The sequence below is a fragment of the Mesorhizobium sp. WSM4847 genome (assembly GCF_055811335.1).
In genome coordinates this window covers 201,013-220,700 of the sequence record NZ_JBVVPY010000005.1, presented here as the reverse complement: position 1 = coordinate 220,700, position 19,688 = coordinate 201,013, and the positions used below count along the sequence as shown (strand labels likewise).

General features: G+C 63.1%; 14 protein-coding genes and 1 riboswitch. Of the genes, 5 read left to right on the top strand and 9 right to left on the bottom strand.

The genetic code is table 11. The features are described from left to right. Positions 1-214 precede the first annotated feature (214 nt). Complete coding sequence (locus AC0L28_RS09220) at positions 215-1,384, top strand: GGDEF domain-containing protein (protein ID WP_473476928.1); 1,170 nt, start codon at positions 215-217, stop codon at positions 1,382-1,384. Positions 1,385-1,455: 71 nt separating this feature from the next. On the opposite strand, the gene gcvP is transcribed toward AC0L28_RS09220, so the two are convergent. The 8 genes from gcvP to AC0L28_RS09180 form a co-directional block, all read right to left on the bottom strand. Continuing rightward, positions 1,456-4,266 (bottom strand): aminomethyl-transferring glycine dehydrogenase, encoded by a 2,811-nt coding sequence (gcvP, locus tag AC0L28_RS09215; protein ID WP_473476926.1) that lies wholly within the window; start codon positions 4,264-4,266, stop codon positions 1,456-1,458. Between the two features lie 19 nt (positions 4,267-4,285). After that, entirely contained in the window at positions 4,286-4,654 is a 369-nt protein-coding gene (gcvH, locus tag AC0L28_RS09210) for a glycine cleavage system protein GcvH (protein WP_473476923.1), read from the bottom strand. Positions 4,655-4,659: 5 nt separating this feature from the next. Beyond that, entirely contained in the window at positions 4,660-5,775 is a 1,116-nt protein-coding gene (gene gcvT, locus AC0L28_RS09205; RefSeq protein WP_473476920.1) for a glycine cleavage system aminomethyltransferase GcvT, read from the bottom strand. 152 nt (positions 5,776-5,927) lie between these two features. Beyond that, positions 5,928-6,015: riboswitch (glycine riboswitch) on the bottom strand. Positions 6,016-6,093: 78 nt separating this feature from the next. Next, a complete protein-coding gene (locus tag AC0L28_RS09200) occupies positions 6,094-6,882 on the bottom strand; it encodes a molybdopterin-binding protein (RefSeq protein WP_202362538.1) in 789 nt (262 codons plus the stop codon). A gap of 1 nt (position 6,883) precedes the next feature. Beyond that, positions 6,884-7,765, bottom strand: a complete 882-nt coding sequence (locus AC0L28_RS09195; RefSeq protein WP_473476917.1) for a cytochrome b/b6 domain-containing protein — start codon at positions 7,763-7,765, stop codon at positions 6,884-6,886. Between the two features lie 114 nt (positions 7,766-7,879). Continuing rightward, a complete protein-coding gene (locus tag AC0L28_RS09190) occupies positions 7,880-8,536 on the bottom strand; it encodes a DUF1345 domain-containing protein (RefSeq protein WP_473476915.1) in 657 nt (218 codons plus the stop codon). Between the two features lie 138 nt (positions 8,537-8,674). Next, complete coding sequence (locus AC0L28_RS09185; RefSeq protein WP_473476912.1) at positions 8,675-9,142, bottom strand: YaiI/YqxD family protein; 468 nt, start codon at positions 9,140-9,142, stop codon at positions 8,675-8,677. A gap of 278 nt (positions 9,143-9,420) precedes the next feature. After that, positions 9,421-10,548, bottom strand: coding sequence for an S-(hydroxymethyl)glutathione dehydrogenase/class III alcohol dehydrogenase (locus AC0L28_RS09180; RefSeq protein ID WP_236374391.1), 1,128 nt, complete (start codon positions 10,546-10,548; stop codon positions 9,421-9,423). Positions 10,549-10,749: 201 nt separating this feature from the next. Here AC0L28_RS09180 and AC0L28_RS09175 point away from each other — a divergent pair, with 201 nt between their 5' ends. The 4 genes from AC0L28_RS09175 to AC0L28_RS09160 all read left to right on the top strand — a co-directional run bounded on the left by AC0L28_RS09175 (position 10,750) and on the right by AC0L28_RS09160 (position 18,607). Beyond that, the gene (locus tag AC0L28_RS09175) at positions 10,750-12,762 is read left to right on the top strand and encodes an acetyl-CoA carboxylase biotin carboxylase subunit (protein ID WP_473476910.1); all 2,013 of its coding nucleotides are present in this window, start codon (positions 10,750-10,752) and stop codon (positions 12,760-12,762) included. 347 nt (positions 12,763-13,109) lie between these two features. Continuing rightward, a complete protein-coding gene (gene dnaE / locus AC0L28_RS09170) occupies positions 13,110-16,589 on the top strand; it encodes a DNA polymerase III subunit alpha (RefSeq protein WP_473477081.1) in 3,480 nt (1,159 codons plus the stop codon). A gap of 100 nt (positions 16,590-16,689) precedes the next feature. Then, complete coding sequence (locus AC0L28_RS09165) at positions 16,690-17,700, top strand: methyltransferase (protein WP_473476907.1); 1,011 nt, start codon at positions 16,690-16,692, stop codon at positions 17,698-17,700. A gap of 103 nt (positions 17,701-17,803) precedes the next feature. Next, a complete protein-coding gene (locus AC0L28_RS09160; protein ID WP_473476904.1) occupies positions 17,804-18,607 on the top strand; it encodes a potassium channel family protein in 804 nt (267 codons plus the stop codon). Between the two features lie 103 nt (positions 18,608-18,710). On the opposite strand, the gene AC0L28_RS09155 is transcribed toward AC0L28_RS09160, so the two are convergent. Continuing rightward, entirely contained in the window at positions 18,711-19,592 is an 882-nt protein-coding gene (locus AC0L28_RS09155; protein WP_473476902.1) for a DMT family transporter, read from the bottom strand. Between the last annotated feature and the right edge of the window lie 96 nt (positions 19,593-19,688).

Genomic DNA, 19,688 nt, shown 5'->3' with positions numbered 1-19,688 from the left:
GCGGGCAGGCGACGGAGGTTCCCGTTACGTTCGAGGATAGAGCCTCTTACTGCAAAACCATTCGACAACCAAGCGGCGGAAATGGGCCGAGGGCATCGACGCTTTGTAAACCTTGTCCGGAGGTTACGCCGGAAGGTTGGCCGAAAAAGGGTCTTCGCGGATTGCTGCTGACCTAGAATGCGGCAAGAACCCGAGAAGAGGCTGTCGCTTACGCATGTTGGATTACAGTTCGCTCCTGCTTGCGGCAGCGCTGTCGGGCACGTGCCTCAGCATCACCATGTTTGCGATCTGGTGCACCGCGCCACAGGCCCGCTTTGTGCTGACGGTGGCGTGCGGCATTCTCGTGCTCGTCGCACATGTGGTCTTGTTCTGGCACTATGCCAAGCATCCCAGCCCCTGGCTTTGCCAGATTGTACTTGCGCTTCTCAGCCTGGGCCTTCTGACCCTCTGCCTGTCGGCCATGCAGTATCTCGGCGTCCACGACTACAGGCGCGCCATCTTGCCGACCCTGGCTGGGATGGCGGTTTGCGCAGGCGCGACGTCGCTGGGCTTTGACGGCGTCGGCTTCATCGTCACCTACGCGACGGTAACGGCGCTGCTCTCGCTTATCGGGGTGATGTTCTGGATCAAAGGTGGTCATGATCGCCGGATATTGCTGGTCGTTTCGTTCCTGAGCGGCGTCTGTGCGCTGTCCTTCGGACTTTGCGGCGCGGTCCTGCTGGTCAAGGGCCAATGGGTGCTCGGCGTTGCGCCCGACAACTGGGCCGAACGGTTGAATTCCGCCGTGGCGGTCGCCTGCATGACGGGGCTCGGCGCATTGACGCTCTCCCTGCACCATTTGCAGGCGCAGATCGAACTGAAGGCCGAGACCATGACCGACCCATTGACCGGGCTGATGAACCGGCGGGCGTTGACGGCATTCTACGGCGAGCGGATTTTCGGCCCGTTCATGTCCGTCGCCATGTTCGACCTCGACCATTTCAAGAAGACGAACGATGTATTCGGTCATCCGGTCGGCGATCAGGTTCTGCGCCGCTTCGCCGCTGTCGTCAGAAAATACTCCAGGACCGGCGTCGACGCCTTCCGGCTGGGCGGCGAGGAATTCGTCCTCGTCATGTCGCGGATGACTGAAGAGAAGGCTTACGACATTGCGAGCAAGATCAGCGTCGCCTTCGGCACGGAAGTCGTCGCCACCCAGCTTGGTCCGTTGCGCAGCACAGTCAGTGGCGGCATCGGCTTTGGCGGGACGGATGGCACCAGTCTCGACAATGTGCTGGCCGAAGCCGACGCCGCACTCTATGCGGCAAAGCGCGCCGGGCGAAATCGCGTCGTCGCCCAGAACAAGGCGAGCAAGGCCGACGCGCCGGCCTTGCGTTCTGCCTGATTGAGGCTTCTATCTTCTTGTTAGACCATGATCTTGTCCGAAAACCGGATTCCACTTTTCGGGATCATGGTCTACTCCGCCGCCCCCAGATATTCCGACAGCGGCGGGCAGGAGCAGACGAGGTTGCGGTCGCCGGCCACATTGTCGATGCGCGACACCGGCGGCCAGTATTTGGCTGACGTGTCGGCATCGCCGGCGGGGTAGGCCGCCTCCAGGCGCGAATAGGGATGGGTCCACTGGCCGGCCAGCGCCTCGGCGGCGGTATGCGGCGCATTGACCAGCGGATTGTCGGCCAGGGGCCATTCGCCTTCCGCCACCTTGGCTGCCTCGCCTGATATCGCGATCATCGCCTCGCAGAAGCGATCGAGCTCGCGCTTGGGCTCGGACTCGGTCGGCTCGACCATCAGCGTGCCGGCGACCGGAAACGACATGGTCGGCGCATGGAAACCATAGTCGATCAGCCGCTTGGCGACGTCGTCGACGCTGATGCCGGCACCGTCCTTGAGCACGCGGGTATCGAGGATGCATTCATGCGCGACGCGCTCGTGCCTGCCCTTGTAGAGCACCGGGAAATGCGCTCCGAGCCGCGTCGCCACATAATTGGCGGAAATGATCGCCGTCTCGGTCGCCTGCTTCAGGCCCGAAGCGCCCATCATCCGGATATACATCCAGGTGATCGGCAGGATCGAAGCGCTGCCGAACGGTGCAGCCGACACGGCATGGCCCGAGCCTTCGACGACGTGGCCGGGCAGATAGGGTTGCAGATGCGCCTTGACGCCGATCGGGCCGACGCCGGGACCGCCGCCGCCATGCGGGATGCAGAACGTCTTGTGCAGGTTCATGTGGCAGACGTCGGCGCCGATGTCGCCGGGGCGGGCGAGACCGACCAGCGCGTTGAGGTTGGCGCCGTCGAAATAGACCTGGCCGCCATGCTCATGGACAAGGGCGCAGAGGTCGCGCGCGCCTTCCTCGAAAACGCCGTGCGTCGAGGGATAGGTGAACATCAGCGCCGCAAGGTCTTGCGCATGCTCGTCCGCCTTGGCTTTCAGGTCATCGACGTCGATGTTGCCGTCTTCGGTGCAGCGCACGACGACGACGTTCATGCCGGCCATCGCCGCACTCGCCGGATTGGTGCCATGCGCCGATGACGGGATCAGGCAGACCGTGCGGTGAGCTTCGCCGCGTGAGCGGTGATAGCCGCGAATGGCGAGCAGCCCGGCATACTCGCCCTGGCTGCCGGCGTTGGGCTGCAGGGTCACCGCGTCGAAGCCGGTGATCTCCGCCAGCCAGGCTTCCAGTTCGTCGATCATGGCGCGGTAACCGGCCGAATGGCTTGCCGGGGCGAAGGGATGCAAATTGGCGATATCAGGCCAGCTTACCGGCATCATCTCGGCGGCGGCATTGAGTTTCATCGTGCAGGAGCCGAGCGGGATCATGGTGCGGTCGAGCGCCAGGTCCTTGTCGGCCAGCCGGCGCAGGAAGCGCATCATGTCGGTTTCCGAGTGGTTTTCGCGGAAGACAGGCTGCGTGAGAAACGCCTTGCCGCGCGGTTTTCCGGGCATGGTGCTGCCGGCGGCTGCGCCCCGCTTGGCGCCGAACAGCGCCGCGATCGCCTCCAGATCGGCATCGGTCGAGGTCTCGTCGAAGCTGATGCCGATGCGGTCGGCGTCGATGACGCGCAGCAATCGGCCGGTCTTTTCGGCTGCGGCGCCAATCGCCCCGGCTCTGCCTTTCACTTCCACCGTCACCGTGTCGAATCGGCTTGCGCCAAGCACCGAGATTCCTGCTGCCTTGAGACCGTCAGCCAGCCGGTTGGCCAATGCATGGATTCGGCCGGCAATCGCCTGCAGCCCGGCAGGGCCGTGCCAGATCGCATAGGCGGTCGCCATGTTGGCGAGCAGCGCCTGCGCGGTGCAGATGTTGGAGGTCGCCTTGTCGCGGCGGATATGCTGTTCACGCGTCTGCAAGGCGAGGCGATAGCCGGGCCGGCCCTTGCTGTCGGTGGACTGGCCGACCAGGCGGCCGGGCATCAGCCGCGTCAGCCTGTCGGAAACGGCGCAATAAGCGGCATGCGGCCCGCCAAAGCCCATCGGCACGCCGAAGCGCTGCATCGGGCCGACGGCGATGTCGGCGCCAAGCGCAGCCGGCGCGTCGGTCAGCGTCAGGGCGAGCGGATCGGCAATGAAGACGACCAGCGCGCCGGTGGCGCGAGCTTTCTCGATTGCCGCCCTGTGGTCGCCATAAACGCCAAACGTATCGGGCCAGGAGACCAGCAGAGCGGCTGTGTTGTCGTCGATCGTGTCACCGTCGACCTCGATGCCGAGCGGCTCGGCGCGGGTGCGCACGACGTCAAGCGTCTGCGGATGCGGCGTGCCGGCCAGCGCCACCTTGGTCCGCTTATCGCGGTGGTGGCGTAACGCGATGCCGACTGCTTCGGCCACCGCCGTCGCCTCGTCGAGCAACGAGGCCGACGCGACCGGCAGCCCGGTCAGTTCGGTGACCAAGGTCTGGAAATTGAACAGCATTTCGAGCCGACCCTGGCTGATCTCGGCCTGGTAGGGCGTGTAAGCCGTATACCAGGCCGGGTTCTCGAACAGGTTGCGCTGGATGACCGGCGGCACGTGGACGCCGTGATAGCCGGCGCCGATGAAGCTCTTCAAAACTGTATTTTTCGCCATTGTCGCTGACAGCTCGGCCAGCGCCTCGGCTTCGCTCGCCGGGGCCGGCAAGGCCAGCGGCCGGTCGAGCCGGATCGATTTCGGCACAGCCTGGCTGATCAGCGTCTCGACCGACGGAACGCCGATCGTCGCCAGCATGGCTCTGACATCATTGAGGCCGGGGCCGATATGGCGGGCCGAGAAGGAGTAGGGTGCTGCGGTCATCTTTCCTGGTCCTGCTCTCTCAACCAATATGGGCTTTGTAGGCGGCCTCATCCAGGAGACCTTCGAGTTGGCTTTCATCGGCCAGCTTCATCTTCCACAGCCAGCCGTCGCTGGCCGCCGCCGAATTGACCAGGGACGGATCAGACGAAAGCGCGGTGTTGGCCTCGGTGATCTCGCCGTCGACCGGCGCATAGACGTCCGATGCCGCCTTGACCGATTCGATCACGACGGCGGTATCGCCCTTGGCCAGCTTTTTCCCAGGCTCCGGCAATTCGACGAAGACGAGATCGCCGAGCTGTTCCTGCGCGTAGTCGGTGATGCCGATGGTGGCGATACCGCCTTCGACGCGGAGCCATTCGTGATCTTCAGTGAAATAGGTCTTTGCCATGAAGTTCATCCTTTGCGGTAGCGATGCGGCGTGAAGGGCAGGGGATTGATATCGATCGGGATTTTGGTCCCGCGAACGTCGGCGAAGAGTTTTGCGCCGGGTTTGGCCAGCGACGCCTGGACGTAGCCCATGGCGACCGGATGGCCGGCCGAGGGGCCGAAGCCGCCGGAGGTGACGTGGCCGGCGGGATTGCCGTCGGCATCGAAAAGGGTTGCACCGGGGCGCACCGGCTGGCGGCCCTCCGGCTTCAGGCTGACGCGTTTTTGCGCCGGGCCGCGCTCCAGGATTGCACGCAATGCGTCGGCGCCGATGAAAGCGCCGGAGGCGCGAACCTCCTTCGGGATCGCCCACATCAGCCCGGCGCTGGCCGGGTCGATCTCAGGCGTGATGTCCAGTCCGTGCAGGCACAGCCCTGCTTCGAGCCGCAGGCTGTCGCGGGCGGCCAGCCCAACCCACATCACTCGCTCGTCCTCGAGCAGTTTGGCGACGAGATTTCGCGCATCCGCTTCCGGCAGGCCGACCTCGAAGCCGTCCTCGCCGGTATAGCCCGAGCGGCTCATGAACCAGTTTTCGCGCGGCTCGAAGCCGTGCATGAACAGCAGCGATCCGGTTTCGATGCCGGCGCGCGACAGGGCGGCCCAGGCTTCGGGACCCTGGATTGCCAGGAAGACGCGGTCGAGTGCTTCAATCTTGGCGTCAAAGTCCGCCTTGGCATCAAAGTCGGCAAGCTCACGAAGGTGTTTTTCGTCGGCCTCAGCATTGCCGGCATTGGCGACGACCATGAAGCGTTGCCGGCCGAGCCTGGTGACGATCAGATCGTCGATGATGCCGGCGGCTTCATTGAGAAAGAACGTGTATTTGGACTGGGAAATCTCAAGCGCGCCGGCGTCGAACGGGCAGGCACGATTGAGCAGTGCTTCAGCGCCCAAGCCACTGATCTCGAACAGCTTCATGTGTGAGATGTCGAACAGGCCGGCATGTTCGCGGGTATGAAGGTGCTCCTTCATCACGCCGGCCGGATAGGTGAGCGGCATCGACCAGCCGGCGAACGCGCCAAAGCGCGCACTGGCGGCCACGTGCAGGTCTTCTAGGGGAAGGTGTTTGGTGTCGTCGCCCGTCATGTCGTCTCCAGAGTCGCACGCAATCGGCCGCGAATGGCGACCAGTCCGTGCCCCTCTGTCTGAAGCCTGAGAGACTCGCGCCCCGTAACTCTGTCGGCAGCGCTTACACCTTCGGCGCGGGGCGAAAAAAGCCCCGACTTTCCAGAGTGTCTTTCCCGTCTACGGTTCTTTTTGCCTGAGAGATTTCGGGCGATTTCCCCTTCGGCGGCAGCTCTCGCTGCTCTCTCCCGCAAACAGGTAGGACTCAATTTGAGCCCTCGACTCGTCATCCATAGCCTGTCGGCGACACCTTGTCACCTGCCAGCGACAGCGTTGCGATCAAATGCCGCCGTACCAGTCGTAGCCATTGTCCTCCCAGTAGCCGCCCCTGCCGCCGCCGATGGCGGCGAAACTGTCGACCAGTTCGATCTTGCGGAGATACTTTGGCATCTTGTAGCCGATCTGGCGCTCGACGCGGACGCGCAGCGGCGCACCGTTCTCGACCGGCAGCGGCTTGCCGTTCAGGCCATAGGCAAGGATCGTCTGCGGGTGACGGGCATCGATCAGGTCGATCGAGCCGTAATATTTGATGTCGCCGGACAGGCTGCGGTCGATCGTGTCGAGGCAATGGAACATGACATAGCGTGCCTGCGGCTTGACCACCGCCTGGTCCAGCACCAGCGACAGCGGCGTGCCGGTCCATTTGGCGATGCAACTCCAGCCTTCGACGCAGTCGTGGCGGGTGATCTGGGTGCGGCTCGGCATGTTCATCAATTGCTCGCGGGTCAGCGACAGCGGCTTTTCGACGAGGCCGGAAACCTCGAGCCGCCAGTCGGCGAAATTGTTGGCGAGCAGGCCCTTGTAGACATCGTCGTCCGGCGCGGTGACGCCGTTCGGCCGCTGCGGCTGGCGAATGTCGGCTTCGGTGAATTCCGGCGCAAGCGAATCGCCGGCGAGCAGGCGTTGCGCGCGCCAGGTCAGGCCGTTGGCGCCTTCAAGGAAGCTGCGCAGGCCATCGCCGACACGAAGCTGGCTGTCGAAGGCATCGCAACCCGACAGCATGATGCCGGAGACGCCGAGGCTTGCCGAGGTCAGGAATTTTCTGCGGCTGATTACAAACTTTGCCATCTCACGCACTCCTCTGCGGCGTCTTGCTGCCATGCTCCGGCGGATCGGTTCGGTACCAACCGGTGATGATGGAACGCAGCTCGTTGATCGGGCCGGCGGCGAAGATCATCAGCATATGGATGATGAAGAAGGCGACGAGCAGCAGCATTACTAAGAAATGAATGGTCCGCGCCGTCTGCCGGCCGCCAAGCAGATCGTTGAGGAACGGCAGCGCCGCGTTCATGCTCGGCGACATGGCAAGGCCGGTGATGATCATCAACGGCAGCAGCACGAACATGACGCCGCCATAGGCCATCTTCTGCAGCGTGTTGTACTCGCGCGTTTGGTGAAACTTGAATTTGGCATGATCGACGATGTCTCGCGGCAAGCGCCTGAGATCGGCGATGCGCGGGACAAGATCGCGGCGCAGATGACCGTTGATCAGGCTGGCGACCAGCCACACGACCAGGGTCGTGGTCAGTATCCAGGCAAAGAAGAAATGGACGACGCGGGCCGTGCCGAGGTCGTAGTAGGAGGGGATCGTCGCCCAGGACGGGAAGGCGCGGGCCGTCTCCCGACCCGCCGGCCCCGACCAGCCGAGCACACCGGTTGTGTCGAAGCGCTTGCCGAAGATTTCGGTGTAGCCGCGCGGGCCGTTTGCGGTGTTCTCGGCGCCGATGGCGAAGATGGTGTTGTTATAGGCGAATCCCGATTCCTTGCCGATATAGAGCTGGGGGCGGGCGTTGAAGATCTGCAGGCCGGAAAGCAGCATGAAGAACAGCGAAATGGCCCAAAGCCAGTGCGTCAGCCGCGTCCAGCGCGATTGCCGGTAGATCAGCGTTGCATCTTTCGGCGCGGCGGCATCTGGCCCGACAGTGGATTGGCTCCTGGCAATCGATTGCATTTTTTCGCGTCCTTCCGGCCGCTCAGCCGGCCTTTCCGATCGTTCTCCTCCCAATACGTTGCCAGCCAAAGCGATGTTTCATCCGATCACGGAATTATTACAGACTGCCCGGTGCTACCGGCTCCCGAGACTGACGGCGAGGTTGACCGCGGCAGCGACGATCACCGTATGGAAAAAGAACGACAGGATCGAATGCAAAAGCACGATGTGACGCATTTGCGTGGTCGAGACCGCCGTATCGGAGGTCTGCGAGGTCATGCCGACGGTGGTCGAGAAGTAGAGGACCGGCAAATACGAGGCCGCCGCCGGCTTTTTCTGCTTCGCTTTGCTGCCGGGGTCGGTCTCTTCATCGTTGACCCAGTAAACATGGGCGTAGTGCAGCGCCGTCATGACGTGGATGGTGAACCAGCCGAGCGGGATCGACAGCAGCGCGAAGGTGAGTTCGACAGGGTGCGCGCTGCCCTCGCGATTGATCAATTGGAACAGCGAGATGATGACAACGGTGACGACAATCAGCGTCACCGCAAAGATGATTAGCACCGGCTGGTCGGTGGCCCGCGCGTTCTTGGTCAAAAAGCGGCCGGTGAGCAGCGGCATCTGGGCGACGACGATGACGGTGTAGGCGGCGAAAAACGCATTGGCGCCGATCGAAAAGGCCAACGGAGTGCGCAAGACCAGCGGGATCGCTAGTGCCACTACACCGATGCAGGCCGACACCGCGAACTGCATGTGGCGGTGCAGTGGTGTCTTCAGGGGCGTCTCGGTCGTCATGGCCCGGCCTCTGATGGCGGTCCGTCTTACCGCCGCTCGTCTTTTAGGGCTCGAACATTATAGCACTTTTGACTGTGCGCATGATGCCGAAGATCGATTCCGATTTTGCTGCGCTGACCTCCGGTTCGGGGTCAAGCGCTAGCCCAGCGCGGCGGATTTCAGCGCGCGCCGCAAGATGCGGTCGAGCTCGCCGAGAAACCGCGAGCGGTCCTGCGGCGCGAAACTGGCGTTGTAGCCCTTGCTTTCGCCGGTCTCGCGCAGATGCTGCTTGAGGTCGCGCATCGCCACCGCCATGCCGATCGTTTCCGGCGTGAACGGGCGTCCGGTCGGCCCCAGCACATAGGCGCCGAGCGCCACCGTGCGGGCTGCAAGCGGGATGTCTGATGTCACCACGATGTCGTTGGGCTTGGCATTGTCGACGATCCAATCGTCCGCCGCGTCGGCGCCCTTGGACACGACGACGTTGCGGATCATCGGGTCACGCGACGGACGCAGGCCGCCATTGGAGACAAAGGTGACGACGACGCCATGGCGCTCGGCGACTTTCTCGACCTCGGCCTTCACCGGACAGGCATCGGCATCGACGTAAATGGCGGGTGCGGGCATGGTTCGTTCCAAGCGTATGAAAGCCGGGCGATTGGCCAGAGCGGTCAAAGGTAGGCGCTGCCCGTCATTGCCCTGCCGGGCATTTCTCCCCGTATAGTGACGGGGAGAAAGGCTGTCGCAAAGGATTTCGCTAATCTTCAGCGAGGCAGAATGCGTGCCGACGTTGCGATCAGCCCCTTCTCCCCGTCACTATACGGGGAGAAGATGCCGGCAGGCAGATGAGGGGCAGCGCAAACCTAAGCGATTGCCTTGCGTCCTCCCGGCCACGTCGCGATTTCTTAGTAAACCACCACGCTCCTGATGCTCTTGCCCTCATGCATCAGATCAAAACCCTTGTTGATGTCCTCCAACTTCAGCGTGTGGGTGATCATCGGGTCGATCTCGATCTTGCCGTCCATGTACCAGTCGACGATCTTCGGCACGTCGGTGCGGCCGCGCGCGCCGCCGAACGCGGTGCCCATCCAGGTGCGTCCGGTGACCAACTGGAACGGCCGCGTCGAGATCTCCTGACCGGCGCCGGCAACGCCGATAACCACCGACTTGCCCCAGCCGCGGTGCGATGCCTCAAGCGCCTGGCGCATCACCTTGGTGCTGCCGGTGCAGTCGAACGTATAGTCGGCGCCGCCGATCTGGTCGGCGCCGCGTTTTGTCATGTTGACGAGATAGGGCACGATATCGCCGTCGATCTCCTTCGGATTGACGAAATGCGTCATGCCGAATTTCTCGCCCCATTCCTTCTTGTCGTTGTTCAGGTCGACGCCGATGATCATGTCGGCGCCGGCCAGGCGCAGGCCCTGGATGACGTTGAGGCCGATGCCGCCGAGGCCGAAGACGGCGGCCGTGGCGCCGATCTCGACCTTGGCTGTGTTGATCACCGCGCCGATGCCTGTGGTGACACCGCAGCCGATATAGCAGATCTTGTCGAAGGGCGCGTCGGGATTGACCTTGGCGACCGCGATCTCGGGCAGCACGGTGAAGTTGGAGAAGGTCGAGCAGCCCATATAGTGGAAGATCTTGTCCTTGCCGATCGAGAAGCGCGACGAGCCGTCCGGCATCAGCCCTTGCCCCTGCGTGGCGCGGATCGCGGTGCACAGATTGGTCTTTCTGGACAGGCAGGACGGGCATTGCCGGCATTCCGGCGTGTAGAGCGGGATGACGTGGTCACCCTTCTTGACCGAGGTGACGCCCTTGCCGACATCGACGACGATTCCGGCGCCCTCATGGCCGAGGATCGCCGGAAAAATGCCTTCGGGATCGGCGCCCGACAGCGTAAATTCGTCGGTGTGGCAGATGCCGGTCGCCTTGATCTCGACTAGCACCTCGCCGGGCTGAGGGCCGTCGAGGTCGACCTCCAGGATTTCCAGCGGCTTTCCGGCGGCGACAGCGACAGCGGCACGGGTTTTCATCGGGGCTCTCCTCTCAAGCCAAATCGGCAATCGAGGCGAGCTTTAGCGTATCTGCAGGTTCAGGACTATGGGACGAATTGACAGTTCGGTGCCCGGTTTTGGTCGGCACCAGGCGACTCGGCACCCCGGATATGCGCCTACGTGCCTTGACCGGCCGGGCCAAGCCCATAAAAGAAAGGCAGCCGAGGGAATAAAACCCGCATGTTCACAAAAATCCTGATCGCCAATCGTGGCGAGATCGCCTGCCGCGTCATCAAGACGGCTCGCAAGATGGGCATCGCCACCGTCGCGGTCTATTCGGACGCCGATCGTGACGCCGTGCATGTCGAGATGGCCGACGAGGCTGTACATATCGGGCCTTCGCCAGCCTCACAAAGCTATCTGGTGCCGGAGAAGATCATCGCCGCCTGCAAGGCGACGGGTGCTGAAGCCGTGCACCCCGGCTACGGGTTTTTGTCCGAACGCGCCTCCTTCTGTGAAGCGCTGGAGAACGAAGGCATCGTCTTCATCGGCCCGAAACCCGGAGCGATCAGGGCGATGGGCGACAAGATCGAATCGAAGAAATTCGCCAATGCGGCCAAGGTCAGCACGGTGCCCGGCTGGCTTGGCGTCATCGAGAATGCCGGTCATGCCGAGAAAATAGCCGGCGAGATCGGCTATCCCGTGATGATCAAGGCCTCGGCCGGCGGCGGCGGCAAGGGCATGCGCATCGCCTGGAGCAAGGCCGAGGTGCGCGACGGGTTCGATCGGGCGCGGTCGGAGGCCAAAAGCTCGTTCGGTGACGACCGCGTCTTCATCGAAAAGTTCGTGGTCGATCCGCGCCACATCGAAATCCAGGTGCTGGCCGACGCGCATGGCAATGCGCTTTATCTCGGCGAGCGCGAATGCTCGATCCAGCGCCGCAACCAGAAGGTCGTCGAAGAGGCGCCTTCCCCTTTCCTCGATGCCAGGACCCGGAAAGCCATGGGCGAGCAGGCGGTGGCGCTGGCCAGGGCGGTCGACTACCAGAGCGCCGGCACGGTGGAGTTCATCGTCGATAGTGAAAAGAACTTCTATTTCCTTGAAATGAATACACGATTGCAGGTCGAGCACCCGGTGACCGAGCTCGTCACCGGCATTGACCTGGTCGAGCAGATGATCCGTATAGCAGCCGGCGAAAAGCTCGCTATCAAGCAAAGCGACGTCAGGCTGAAAGGCTGGGCCGTGGAAAGCCGGCTCTACGCCGAGGACCCGTATCGCAATTTCCTGCCGTCGATCGGCCGGCTGACGAGATACCGGCCGCCGCAAGAGGGACAGTTCGGCGACATCGTCATCCGCAACGATACCGGGGTTGCCGAGGGTTCGGAAATCTCGATGTTCTATGACCCGATGGTCGCCAAGCTGTGCACCTGGGCGCCGACGCGGCTCGCAGCGATAGACGCCATGTCCGAAGCGCTCGACAGTTTTGTCGTCGACGGCATCGAGCACAACATGCCGTTCCTGGCAGCACTTATGCAGCATCCGCGCTGGCGGGAAGGGCGGATATCGACCGCATTCATATCAGAGGAATATCCGGACGGCTTCGCGCCGATCGTGCCTGATAGCGAGGAAACGGCCGTGCTCGCAGCGATCGCCACCGCGGTCGAACTGCTGCGCCGCGACCGGCTCGACCGGCTCGGCGGGCGGCTGGCGCCGCATTCGGGTGTGCTGAAACGCGACTGGGTGGTAAAGATCGGCAAGGATTACCTTTCGGCCTCGGTTCTCGAAGGCATGATCTCAATTCCGCTGGCGATTGGTCTGTCGATTGACGGCGGCACGGCGCTGACGGTCACGTCCGACTGGCGTCCGGGCGACCTGATCTGGCGCGGCACGGTCGGCGACCGAAGAATCGCCGCGCAGGTCAGGCCGGTGCTGAACGGGCTTCGCGTCGCCTGGAAAGGCATGTCGGTGAGCGTACGCGCCATGCTGCCGCGCACCGCCGAACTCGAAAGGCTGATGCCGGAAAAAGTGGCGCCCGACACCTCGAAGATGCTGCTCTGCCCGATGCCCGGCCTTGTCGTGTCGATCGCCGTTGCCGAAGGGCAGGAGGTCAAGGCCGGCGAGACGCTGGCGGTCGTCGAGGCGATGAAGATGGAAAACGTGCTGCGCGCCGAGCGCGATCTCACCGTGTCGAAACTCAAGGCAAAACCGGGCGACAGTCTCGCCGTCGACGCGGTGATCATGGAATTTGCGTGAGGATACAAGGCAATCGCATTGGTTGGCGCTGCCCCTCATTGCCCTGCCGGGCATTTCTCCCCGTATAGTGACGGGGAGAAAGACGCCTTCGCACAGGATTTCGCCAATCTCCGGCGTTGCAGAAAGCGAGCCGAGGTTGCGGCCAGCCCCTTCGCCCCGTCACTATAAGGGGAGAAGGTGCCGGCAGGCGGATGAGGGGCAGCGCCAGCATCGACAATTGGCCTGTCGCTGGACTCGCATCGTCCAGTGCCGGACAATACATCCTCATCGACTGAGTCCTCTCAAACGGCGATAAAAAAATGGCGAATGAGACACTTCCCCGCGATCCGTTGCGGCGCGAGGCTTTTATGAAGGCATCGCGGCCGGAAGCGCCGGCGCGGCCGTTCATTCATCTGCGCGTTCATTCGGCCTATTCGCTGCTCGAAGGCGCTTTGCAACTCGGCACGGTTGTCGGCCATGCGGTCAAAGATGACGCACCGGCGATTGCCGTCACCGACACCAACAATCTGTTCGGCGCACTCGAATTTGCGCAAAAGGCGGTGAAGGAGGGTATTCAGCCGATCATCGGTTGCCAGACCGCTCTCGCTTTTTCCGGTGAAGCCGGCGACAGCCAGCGCGACCGCAGGCGGCAGGGCCCGGAAATGCGGCCCGTGGTTTTGATCGCGGCGACCGAGGCTGGCTACAGCAATCTGGTCAGGCTGGTCAGCCGGGTCTATCTGGAAACGCCGCCCGGCGAGGCCGTGCATCTGACGACCGAGATGCTGCAAGGCCATTGCGACGGCCTGATCTGTCTCAGCGGCGGGCCGCGCGGCCCGATCGGCAACGCGCTGAAAGAGGACCGCCGCGACCTCGCCGAGACGCGGCTTCTGGCGCTCAAGGCGCTGTTCGGCGACCGGCTCTATGTCGAGATGGAACGGGTTTCCGGTTATGACCGGGCCATCGAGAAATCGTCAGTCGACCTCGCCTATATCAATGACTTGCCGCTGGTCGCCACCAACGAGGCGTTTTTCTCCTCGCGCGACGACTATGAGGCGCATGATGCGCTGATCGCCATCGCCGAAGGGTCGGTCGTCGCCGTCGACAACCGCCGGCGGCTGTCGCCCGACAATTTTCTGAGAAGCCAGGCCGACATGGCGAGGCTGTTCGCCGATCTGCCGGAGGCGATCGACAACACCGTCGAGATCGCGCTGCGCTGCTCCTACTATCCCAAGACCCGCAACCCGATCCTGCCGCGCTTTGCCGGCGGCGATGTCGCCGACGCCGATGCGGCGGTGAAGGCGGAGGCGCAGGAGCTTGCCAGACAGGCGCATGAAGGGCTGGAGGCGCGGCTCGCCGCGCACGGCCTAGCCCCTGGCTACGCGGTCGAGCAATACCGCGAAAGGCTGGAATTCGAGCTCGGCATCATCGAGAAAATGAAGTTCCCCGGCTATTTCCTGATCGTCGCCGACTTCATCAAATGGGCGAAGGCGCAAGGCATCCCGGTCGGGCCGGGGCGCGGTTCGGGCGCCGGCTCGCTGGTCGCCTATTCGACGACGATCACCGACATCGATCCGCTGCGCTTCTCGCTGCTGTTCGAGCGCTTCCTCAATCCCGACCGCGTGTCGATGCCCGACTTCGACATCGATTTCTGCCAAGACCGGCGCGAGGAGGTCATCCGCTACGTCCAGCAGAAATACGGACGCGACCAGGTCGGCCAGATCATCACCTTCGGCACGCTGCAGGCCCGCGCGGTGCTGCGCGATGTCGGCCGCGTGCTGCAGATGCCCTATGGCCAGGTCGACAAGCTCAGCAAAATGGTGCCGTCGAACCCGGCCAATCCGGTCAAGCTCGCCGACGCCATCGCCAACGAGCCGCGCTTTGCCGAGGAGGCGGAGCGCGAGCCGATCGTGCAGACGCTGCTCGACATGGCGCAGAAGCTGGAAGGGCTCTACCGCCACGCCTCGACGCACGCCGCCGGCATCGTCATCGGCGACCGGCCGCTGTGGGAGCTGGTGCCGATGTACCGCGACCCGCGCTCCGACATGCCGGTCACCCAGTTCAACATGAAGTATGTCGAGCAGGCCGGCCTGGTGAAGTTCGACTTCCTCGGCCTGAAGACGCTGACGGTGCTGGAGACCGCGGTCAAGCTGATCCGCCGCCGCGGCATCGAGATCGATCTTGCCCATATTCCGCTCGACGACCCCGACACCTATGCCATGCTGTCACGCGGCGAAGTGGTCGGCGTGTTCCAGGTGGAAAGTGCCGGCATGCGCAAGGCGCTGATCGGCATGCGGCCCGACTGCATCGAGGACATCATTGCGTTGGTCGCGCTTTACCGGCCGGGCCCGATGGAGAACATCCCGACCTACAACGCCAGAAAGCATGGCGAGGAGGAGATGGCTTCGATCCATCCGAAGATCGACCATCTGGTGAAGGAGACGCAAGGCGTCATCGTCTACCAGGAGCAGGTGATGCAGATCGCGCAGGAGCTTGCCGGCTATTCGCTGGGCGAAGCCGACCTGCTGCGCCGCGCCATGGGCAAGAAGATCCGCGCCGAGATGGACAAGCAGCGCGAGCGCTTCGTCTCGGGGGCGATCGAGCGCGGCGTCGGCAAGCCGCAAGCCGACTTCATCTTCGACCTGCTGGCAAAGTTCGCCGACTATGGTTTCAATAAGTCGCATGCCGCCGCCTATGCGGTCGTCTCCTACCAGACGGCCTATCTGAAGGCGCACTACCCGGTCGAATTCCTGGCCGCGTCGATGACGCTCGACATGGGCAACACCGATAAACTCGCTGATTTCCGCCAGGATGCGCTGCGCCTCGGTATCGATGTCGTGGCGCCGTCGGTGATATCAAGCTTCCGCGCCTTCGAAGTCGCCGAGAACCGGATCTTCTATTCGCTGGCCGCGCTCAAGGGCGTCGGCGACGCGGCGGTCGAGCATATCGTCGCCATGCGCGGCGAAAAACCGTTCAAGAACCTCGCCGATTTTTGCGAAAGGGTCGACCCGAAGATCGTCGGCAAGCGCGTCTTCGAAAGCCTGATCATGGCCGGCGCGCTCGACTGCTTCGGTCACGACCGCGCCGCGATGATGGCGGGCGTCGAGCGGATGATGGGGCTGGCGTCGCTTGCGCAGCAGAATGCAATGTCGGGCCAGCACGACATTTTCGGCGCCTCGCTCGGCGCGCAGTCGCAGGCGCTCAACCTGCCGGCGACCGACCCGTGGCTTGCCGCCGACCGCCTGCACCGTGAATTCCAGGTGGTCGGCTTCTATCTCTCGGCGCACCCGCTGGACGAATACAAGGCGGCGCTGCAGAAGATGCGGGTGCAGACCTGGGCCGAGTTCTCGGGCGCCGTCAAACGCGGCGCTGCCGCCGGGCGGCTTGCCGGCACCGTCACCACCAAGCAGGAGCGCAAGACGCGCACCGGCAACAGGATGGGCGTCGTGCAGTTCTCCGACACGTCGGGCCAGTATGAAGCAGTGCTGTTTTCCGAAGGTCTGGCGCAATATCGCGACCTGCTCGAGCCCGGCCGTTCGGTGGTGGTCACAGTTTCGGCCGAGGACAGGCCCGAAGGCGTCAATCTGCGCATCCAGACGGTGCAGTCGCTGGAGGACGAGGCAAGCCGCATCCAAAAAGCCTTGCGTATCTTTGTCAGGGATGATCGGCCGGCGTCGGCGATTCAAGCGCAGCTTACCCAGCGCGGCGACAGCCTGGTGAGCATTATCGTCATCAAGGACGAGGCGCAGGGCGAGGTCGAGATCGAACTGCCCAACCGTTACCGCGTCTCGCCACAGATCGCCTCGGCCATGCGGGCGGTGCCGGGCGTGGTGGAGGTGGAGTTGGTGTGAGCTAACGACCGTATTCCGCCAGGTCGCATTGCTCGGTGACGATGCCGCTGGTATTGTGGGCTCGGCGGCCTGGGTCTTTTGGCGGCCGGGGGAGTGCGTCATGGATGAGCGGGATGCCGCTGCCGAACTCCAGAAAATGGTCAATGGCTTCCAGGTATCTCAGGCGATATGCGTCGCCGCCACGCTGGGCATTGCAGACCATCTCAAGAACGGAAAACGCAGCAGCGGCGAACTGGCCGTGCTGACCAATACCCATCCGCAGGCGCTCTACCGGCTGCTGCGCGCCCTTGCGTCCGTCGGCGTGTTCCATGAAGCGAAAGACCGGTCCTTCTCGCTGACCCCGGTTGGCGGCGCGTTGCGATCCGACGTTCAGCATTCGGTCGCGTCGTGGGCAATTCTGGCCGGACGGCCGTATTTCCGTCAGGCATGGAGCGATCTGCTGCACAGTGTCAGCACCGGCGAAAACGCCTTTCGCCACGCTTATGGCAAGGGCGTTTGGGAATACCGGGCGGAGCATCCGGAAGAGTCCGTCGTTTTCGACCGGGCGATGACGGCCATGTCGCGTGGCGTCGCCGCTGCGGTGCTCGCGGCCTATGACTTCCGGCAGTTCTCCGTCGTTATGGATGTAGGCGGCGGGCAGGGCGCGCTGCTTGCCGAAATCCTCCGCCGCAATCCCGGCCAGCGCGGCATTCTATTCGATCAGCCGCAGGTCGTGGCGAAGGCCGGCCCGGTCTTCGACGCCGCGGCTGTGGCCGATCGCTGCGACCTCGTCGCCGGCGATTTCTTCGTCTCGGTGCCCGAAGGAGCCGATGCTATTGTGCTTAAATGGATCCTGCATGACTGGGACGACGACACAAACATCCGGATCCTGAAAAGCTGCCGCCGGGCGATTCGCCCAGAAGGCAAACTGCTGGTGCTCGAGAGCATTCTGGCGCCGCCCAATGTAGGCGCCGTCGCCAAATTCGGCGATCTGAACATGCTGGTCATGCCGGGCGGGCAGGAGCGCACGGCGGAAGAATTCAGGTTGCTGCTTGCGGCGTCGGATTTTCGGGTCGCGAATATCGTTGAAGCCGGACCTCGCATCAGCATCATCGAGGCCGAACCGGTCTGATTGCTTTCCGGGTGTGGAACGCTCCGGATGTTCTCAAGCCACAGCCGCTTCCCTCTGCTCTGCCCACTGGACGGCTGTCGCAGCGAGCGTTATCGCAGTCGTCATGAAGGCGCCGAAAAGGGACGGAGTGCAGGATTTTTCAGCCTTGACGCGGCTGCGCGACACATTGCGCAAACTCTATCACGGGCGCACGCCTGCGGCTTTCCGGTTTCAGCTGGCGGCTGTTATCATCGACCTTGCCATCATCGCCTTCTTCATCGCCACACCGGTGATCCAGGAATCGTCCTCGTTCCTCTGGCTCGATTATTCAGTGGCAGCGCTTGTCGCCGCCGACATGATTGCCCGGCTGCTGGCGTCAAACAACATGCTGCGCCTGATGAAACAGCCGACGTCGTGGGTCGACGGCTTCATCCTGCTGACGCTGCTGATGCCTTCGGCGCTGGCCAATTTGGGATTCCTGCGCATATTGCGGCTGTGGTCGCTGTCGCGCAGCGGCGCGCTGTGGCGGTTTTTCGAGATGCGCGGCCTCAAAAAATGGCGCGAGGCAAGTCATGCAGTCATCAATCTCCTGACATTCCTGTTTGTCGTCACCGGTTTCGTCTACACCTTCTTCTTCCGCACCGGGGCCGGTCTCGAAGGCTATGTCGATGCGCTGTATTTCACCGTCGCCACGGTGACCACGACCGGCTTCGGCGACATCGTCCTGCCGGGGATAGCCGGCAAGCTCACCGCGATCGTTACCATGATCATCGGCATATCGCTGTTCGTCAGGCTGGCACAGGCGCTCTTCCGTCCCAACAAGGTCTTCTTCCCGTGCCCGCAATGCGGCCTTCAGCGGCATGAAGCCGACGCCGTCCACTGCAAGGCCTGCGGGCATCTCCTCAACATACCCGACGAAGGCGACTGAAATGCGAGGCTAAGCGCGGTTTTGTGGAAACAAAACCGCGCGGTAGCTCTTTGCTTTGACGCATTTTGTCGGACGCCAAACGAAGCCGTTTGGCTGCAAAATGCTAAGACGCTGCCACTTCCGCTGGTTTGGTCGCCTTTTTCTGCAGATTGAGCAGATTGCCCAGCAGGATCAGCAAGGCGCCGCCGGCGGTGAAGGCGTCGATCTGCTCCTGATACAGCAGCCAGCCGATCAGCGCCGACAGCGGCACGCGCAAAAAGTCCATCGGCGAGATGACGGTGGCGTCGGCATAGGCGAGTGCGCGCGCCATGCAGAAATGCGACGACATGCCGGTGAAGGCGATCAGCAGGATCCACGGCCACAGTTCGAGCGGCGGGTTGCGCCATTCGTAGAGCGCCGGGACAAGGCCGAGCACGGACTGGATGACCAGCATCCAGAAGATGATGGACACGACGCTGTCCGTCCGCGTCAGCGATTTGACCAGGACCACGGATATGCCGAAGCAGACCGCGGCACCCAGCACGACAACATGTCCCGGATCGACGGAGCCGACGCCCGGACGGACGATGACCAGCACACCGATCAGCCCGAGCACGATCGCTGCAAGTCTGGGCCGGCTTAGTCTTTCACCAAGAAAGCCGACCGCCAGAATGGCCGTCCAGATCGGCGTCGTGAATTCGATGGAGATCAGCACGGCCAGCGGGATCAATGTCAAGGCGTAGAGCCATGCCGCCTGGCCGACAAAATGGACGACGTTGCGGGCGATATGGGCGGCGGGGCGTTTGCTGCGCATCGCCGCAAAACCGCCTGACATCATCACCAGCGGCAGGAGGATGAACAGGCCGATCACCGATCGCAGCTCCAGCACCTGGAATACATTGAGCTCGGCCGTCGTGGCGCGGCCGGCGACCGACATCGTCAGAAACGATGCGATCGACAGCGCCATCCAGAACGCAGCCTTGGGGACCGAGGGCGAGGGTGCCATGCGCGCTATGTCGCAAGTCGGGACTTTCACCGCAACCGCTAGTCGACGCATTCGGCTGGGCCAGAGCGGAGCGTTGCAAAACGGTCATGTTGAGGG

What these genes read in the sequence shown, in the direction of transcription:
- gcvT (WP_473476920.1), bottom strand. Translation starts at nt 5,775, where the DNA reads ATGACGGGCGACGACACCAAACACCTTCCCCTAGAAGACCTGCACGTG.
- AC0L28_RS09175 (WP_473476910.1), top strand. Translation starts at nt 10,750, where the DNA reads ATGTTCACAAAAATCCTGATCGCCAATCGTGGCGAGATCGCCTGCCGC.
- AC0L28_RS09180 (WP_236374391.1), bottom strand. Translation starts at nt 10,548, where the DNA reads ATGAAAACCCGTGCCGCTGTCGCTGTCGCCGCCGGAAAGCCGCTGGAA.
- AC0L28_RS09160 (WP_473476904.1), top strand. Translation starts at nt 17,804, where the DNA reads ATGAAGGCGCCGAAAAGGGACGGAGTGCAGGATTTTTCAGCCTTGACG.
- gcvP (WP_473476926.1), bottom strand. Translation starts at nt 4,266, where the DNA reads ATGACCGCAGCACCCTACTCCTTCTCGGCCCGCCATATCGGCCCCGGC.
- AC0L28_RS09185 (WP_473476912.1), bottom strand. Translation starts at nt 9,142, where the DNA reads ATGCCCGCACCCGCCATTTACGTCGATGCCGATGCCTGTCCGGTGAAG.
- AC0L28_RS09165 (WP_473476907.1), top strand. Translation starts at nt 16,690, where the DNA reads ATGGATGAGCGGGATGCCGCTGCCGAACTCCAGAAAATGGTCAATGGC.
- AC0L28_RS09200 (WP_202362538.1), bottom strand. Translation starts at nt 6,882, where the DNA reads ATGGCAAAGTTTGTAATCAGCCGCAGAAAATTCCTGACCTCGGCAAGC.
- AC0L28_RS09220 (WP_473476928.1), top strand. Translation starts at nt 215, where the DNA reads ATGTTGGATTACAGTTCGCTCCTGCTTGCGGCAGCGCTGTCGGGCACG.
- AC0L28_RS09155 (WP_473476902.1), bottom strand. Translation starts at nt 19,592, where the DNA reads ATGGCACCCTCGCCCTCGGTCCCCAAGGCTGCGTTCTGGATGGCGCTG.
- dnaE (WP_473477081.1), top strand. Translation starts at nt 13,110, where the DNA reads ATGAAGGCATCGCGGCCGGAAGCGCCGGCGCGGCCGTTCATTCATCTG.
- AC0L28_RS09190 (WP_473476915.1), bottom strand. Translation starts at nt 8,536, where the DNA reads ATGACGACCGAGACGCCCCTGAAGACACCACTGCACCGCCACATGCAG.
- AC0L28_RS09195 (WP_473476917.1), bottom strand. Translation starts at nt 7,765, where the DNA reads ATGCAATCGATTGCCAGGAGCCAATCCACTGTCGGGCCAGATGCCGCC.
- gcvH (WP_473476923.1), bottom strand. Translation starts at nt 4,654, where the DNA reads ATGGCAAAGACCTATTTCACTGAAGATCACGAATGGCTCCGCGTCGAA.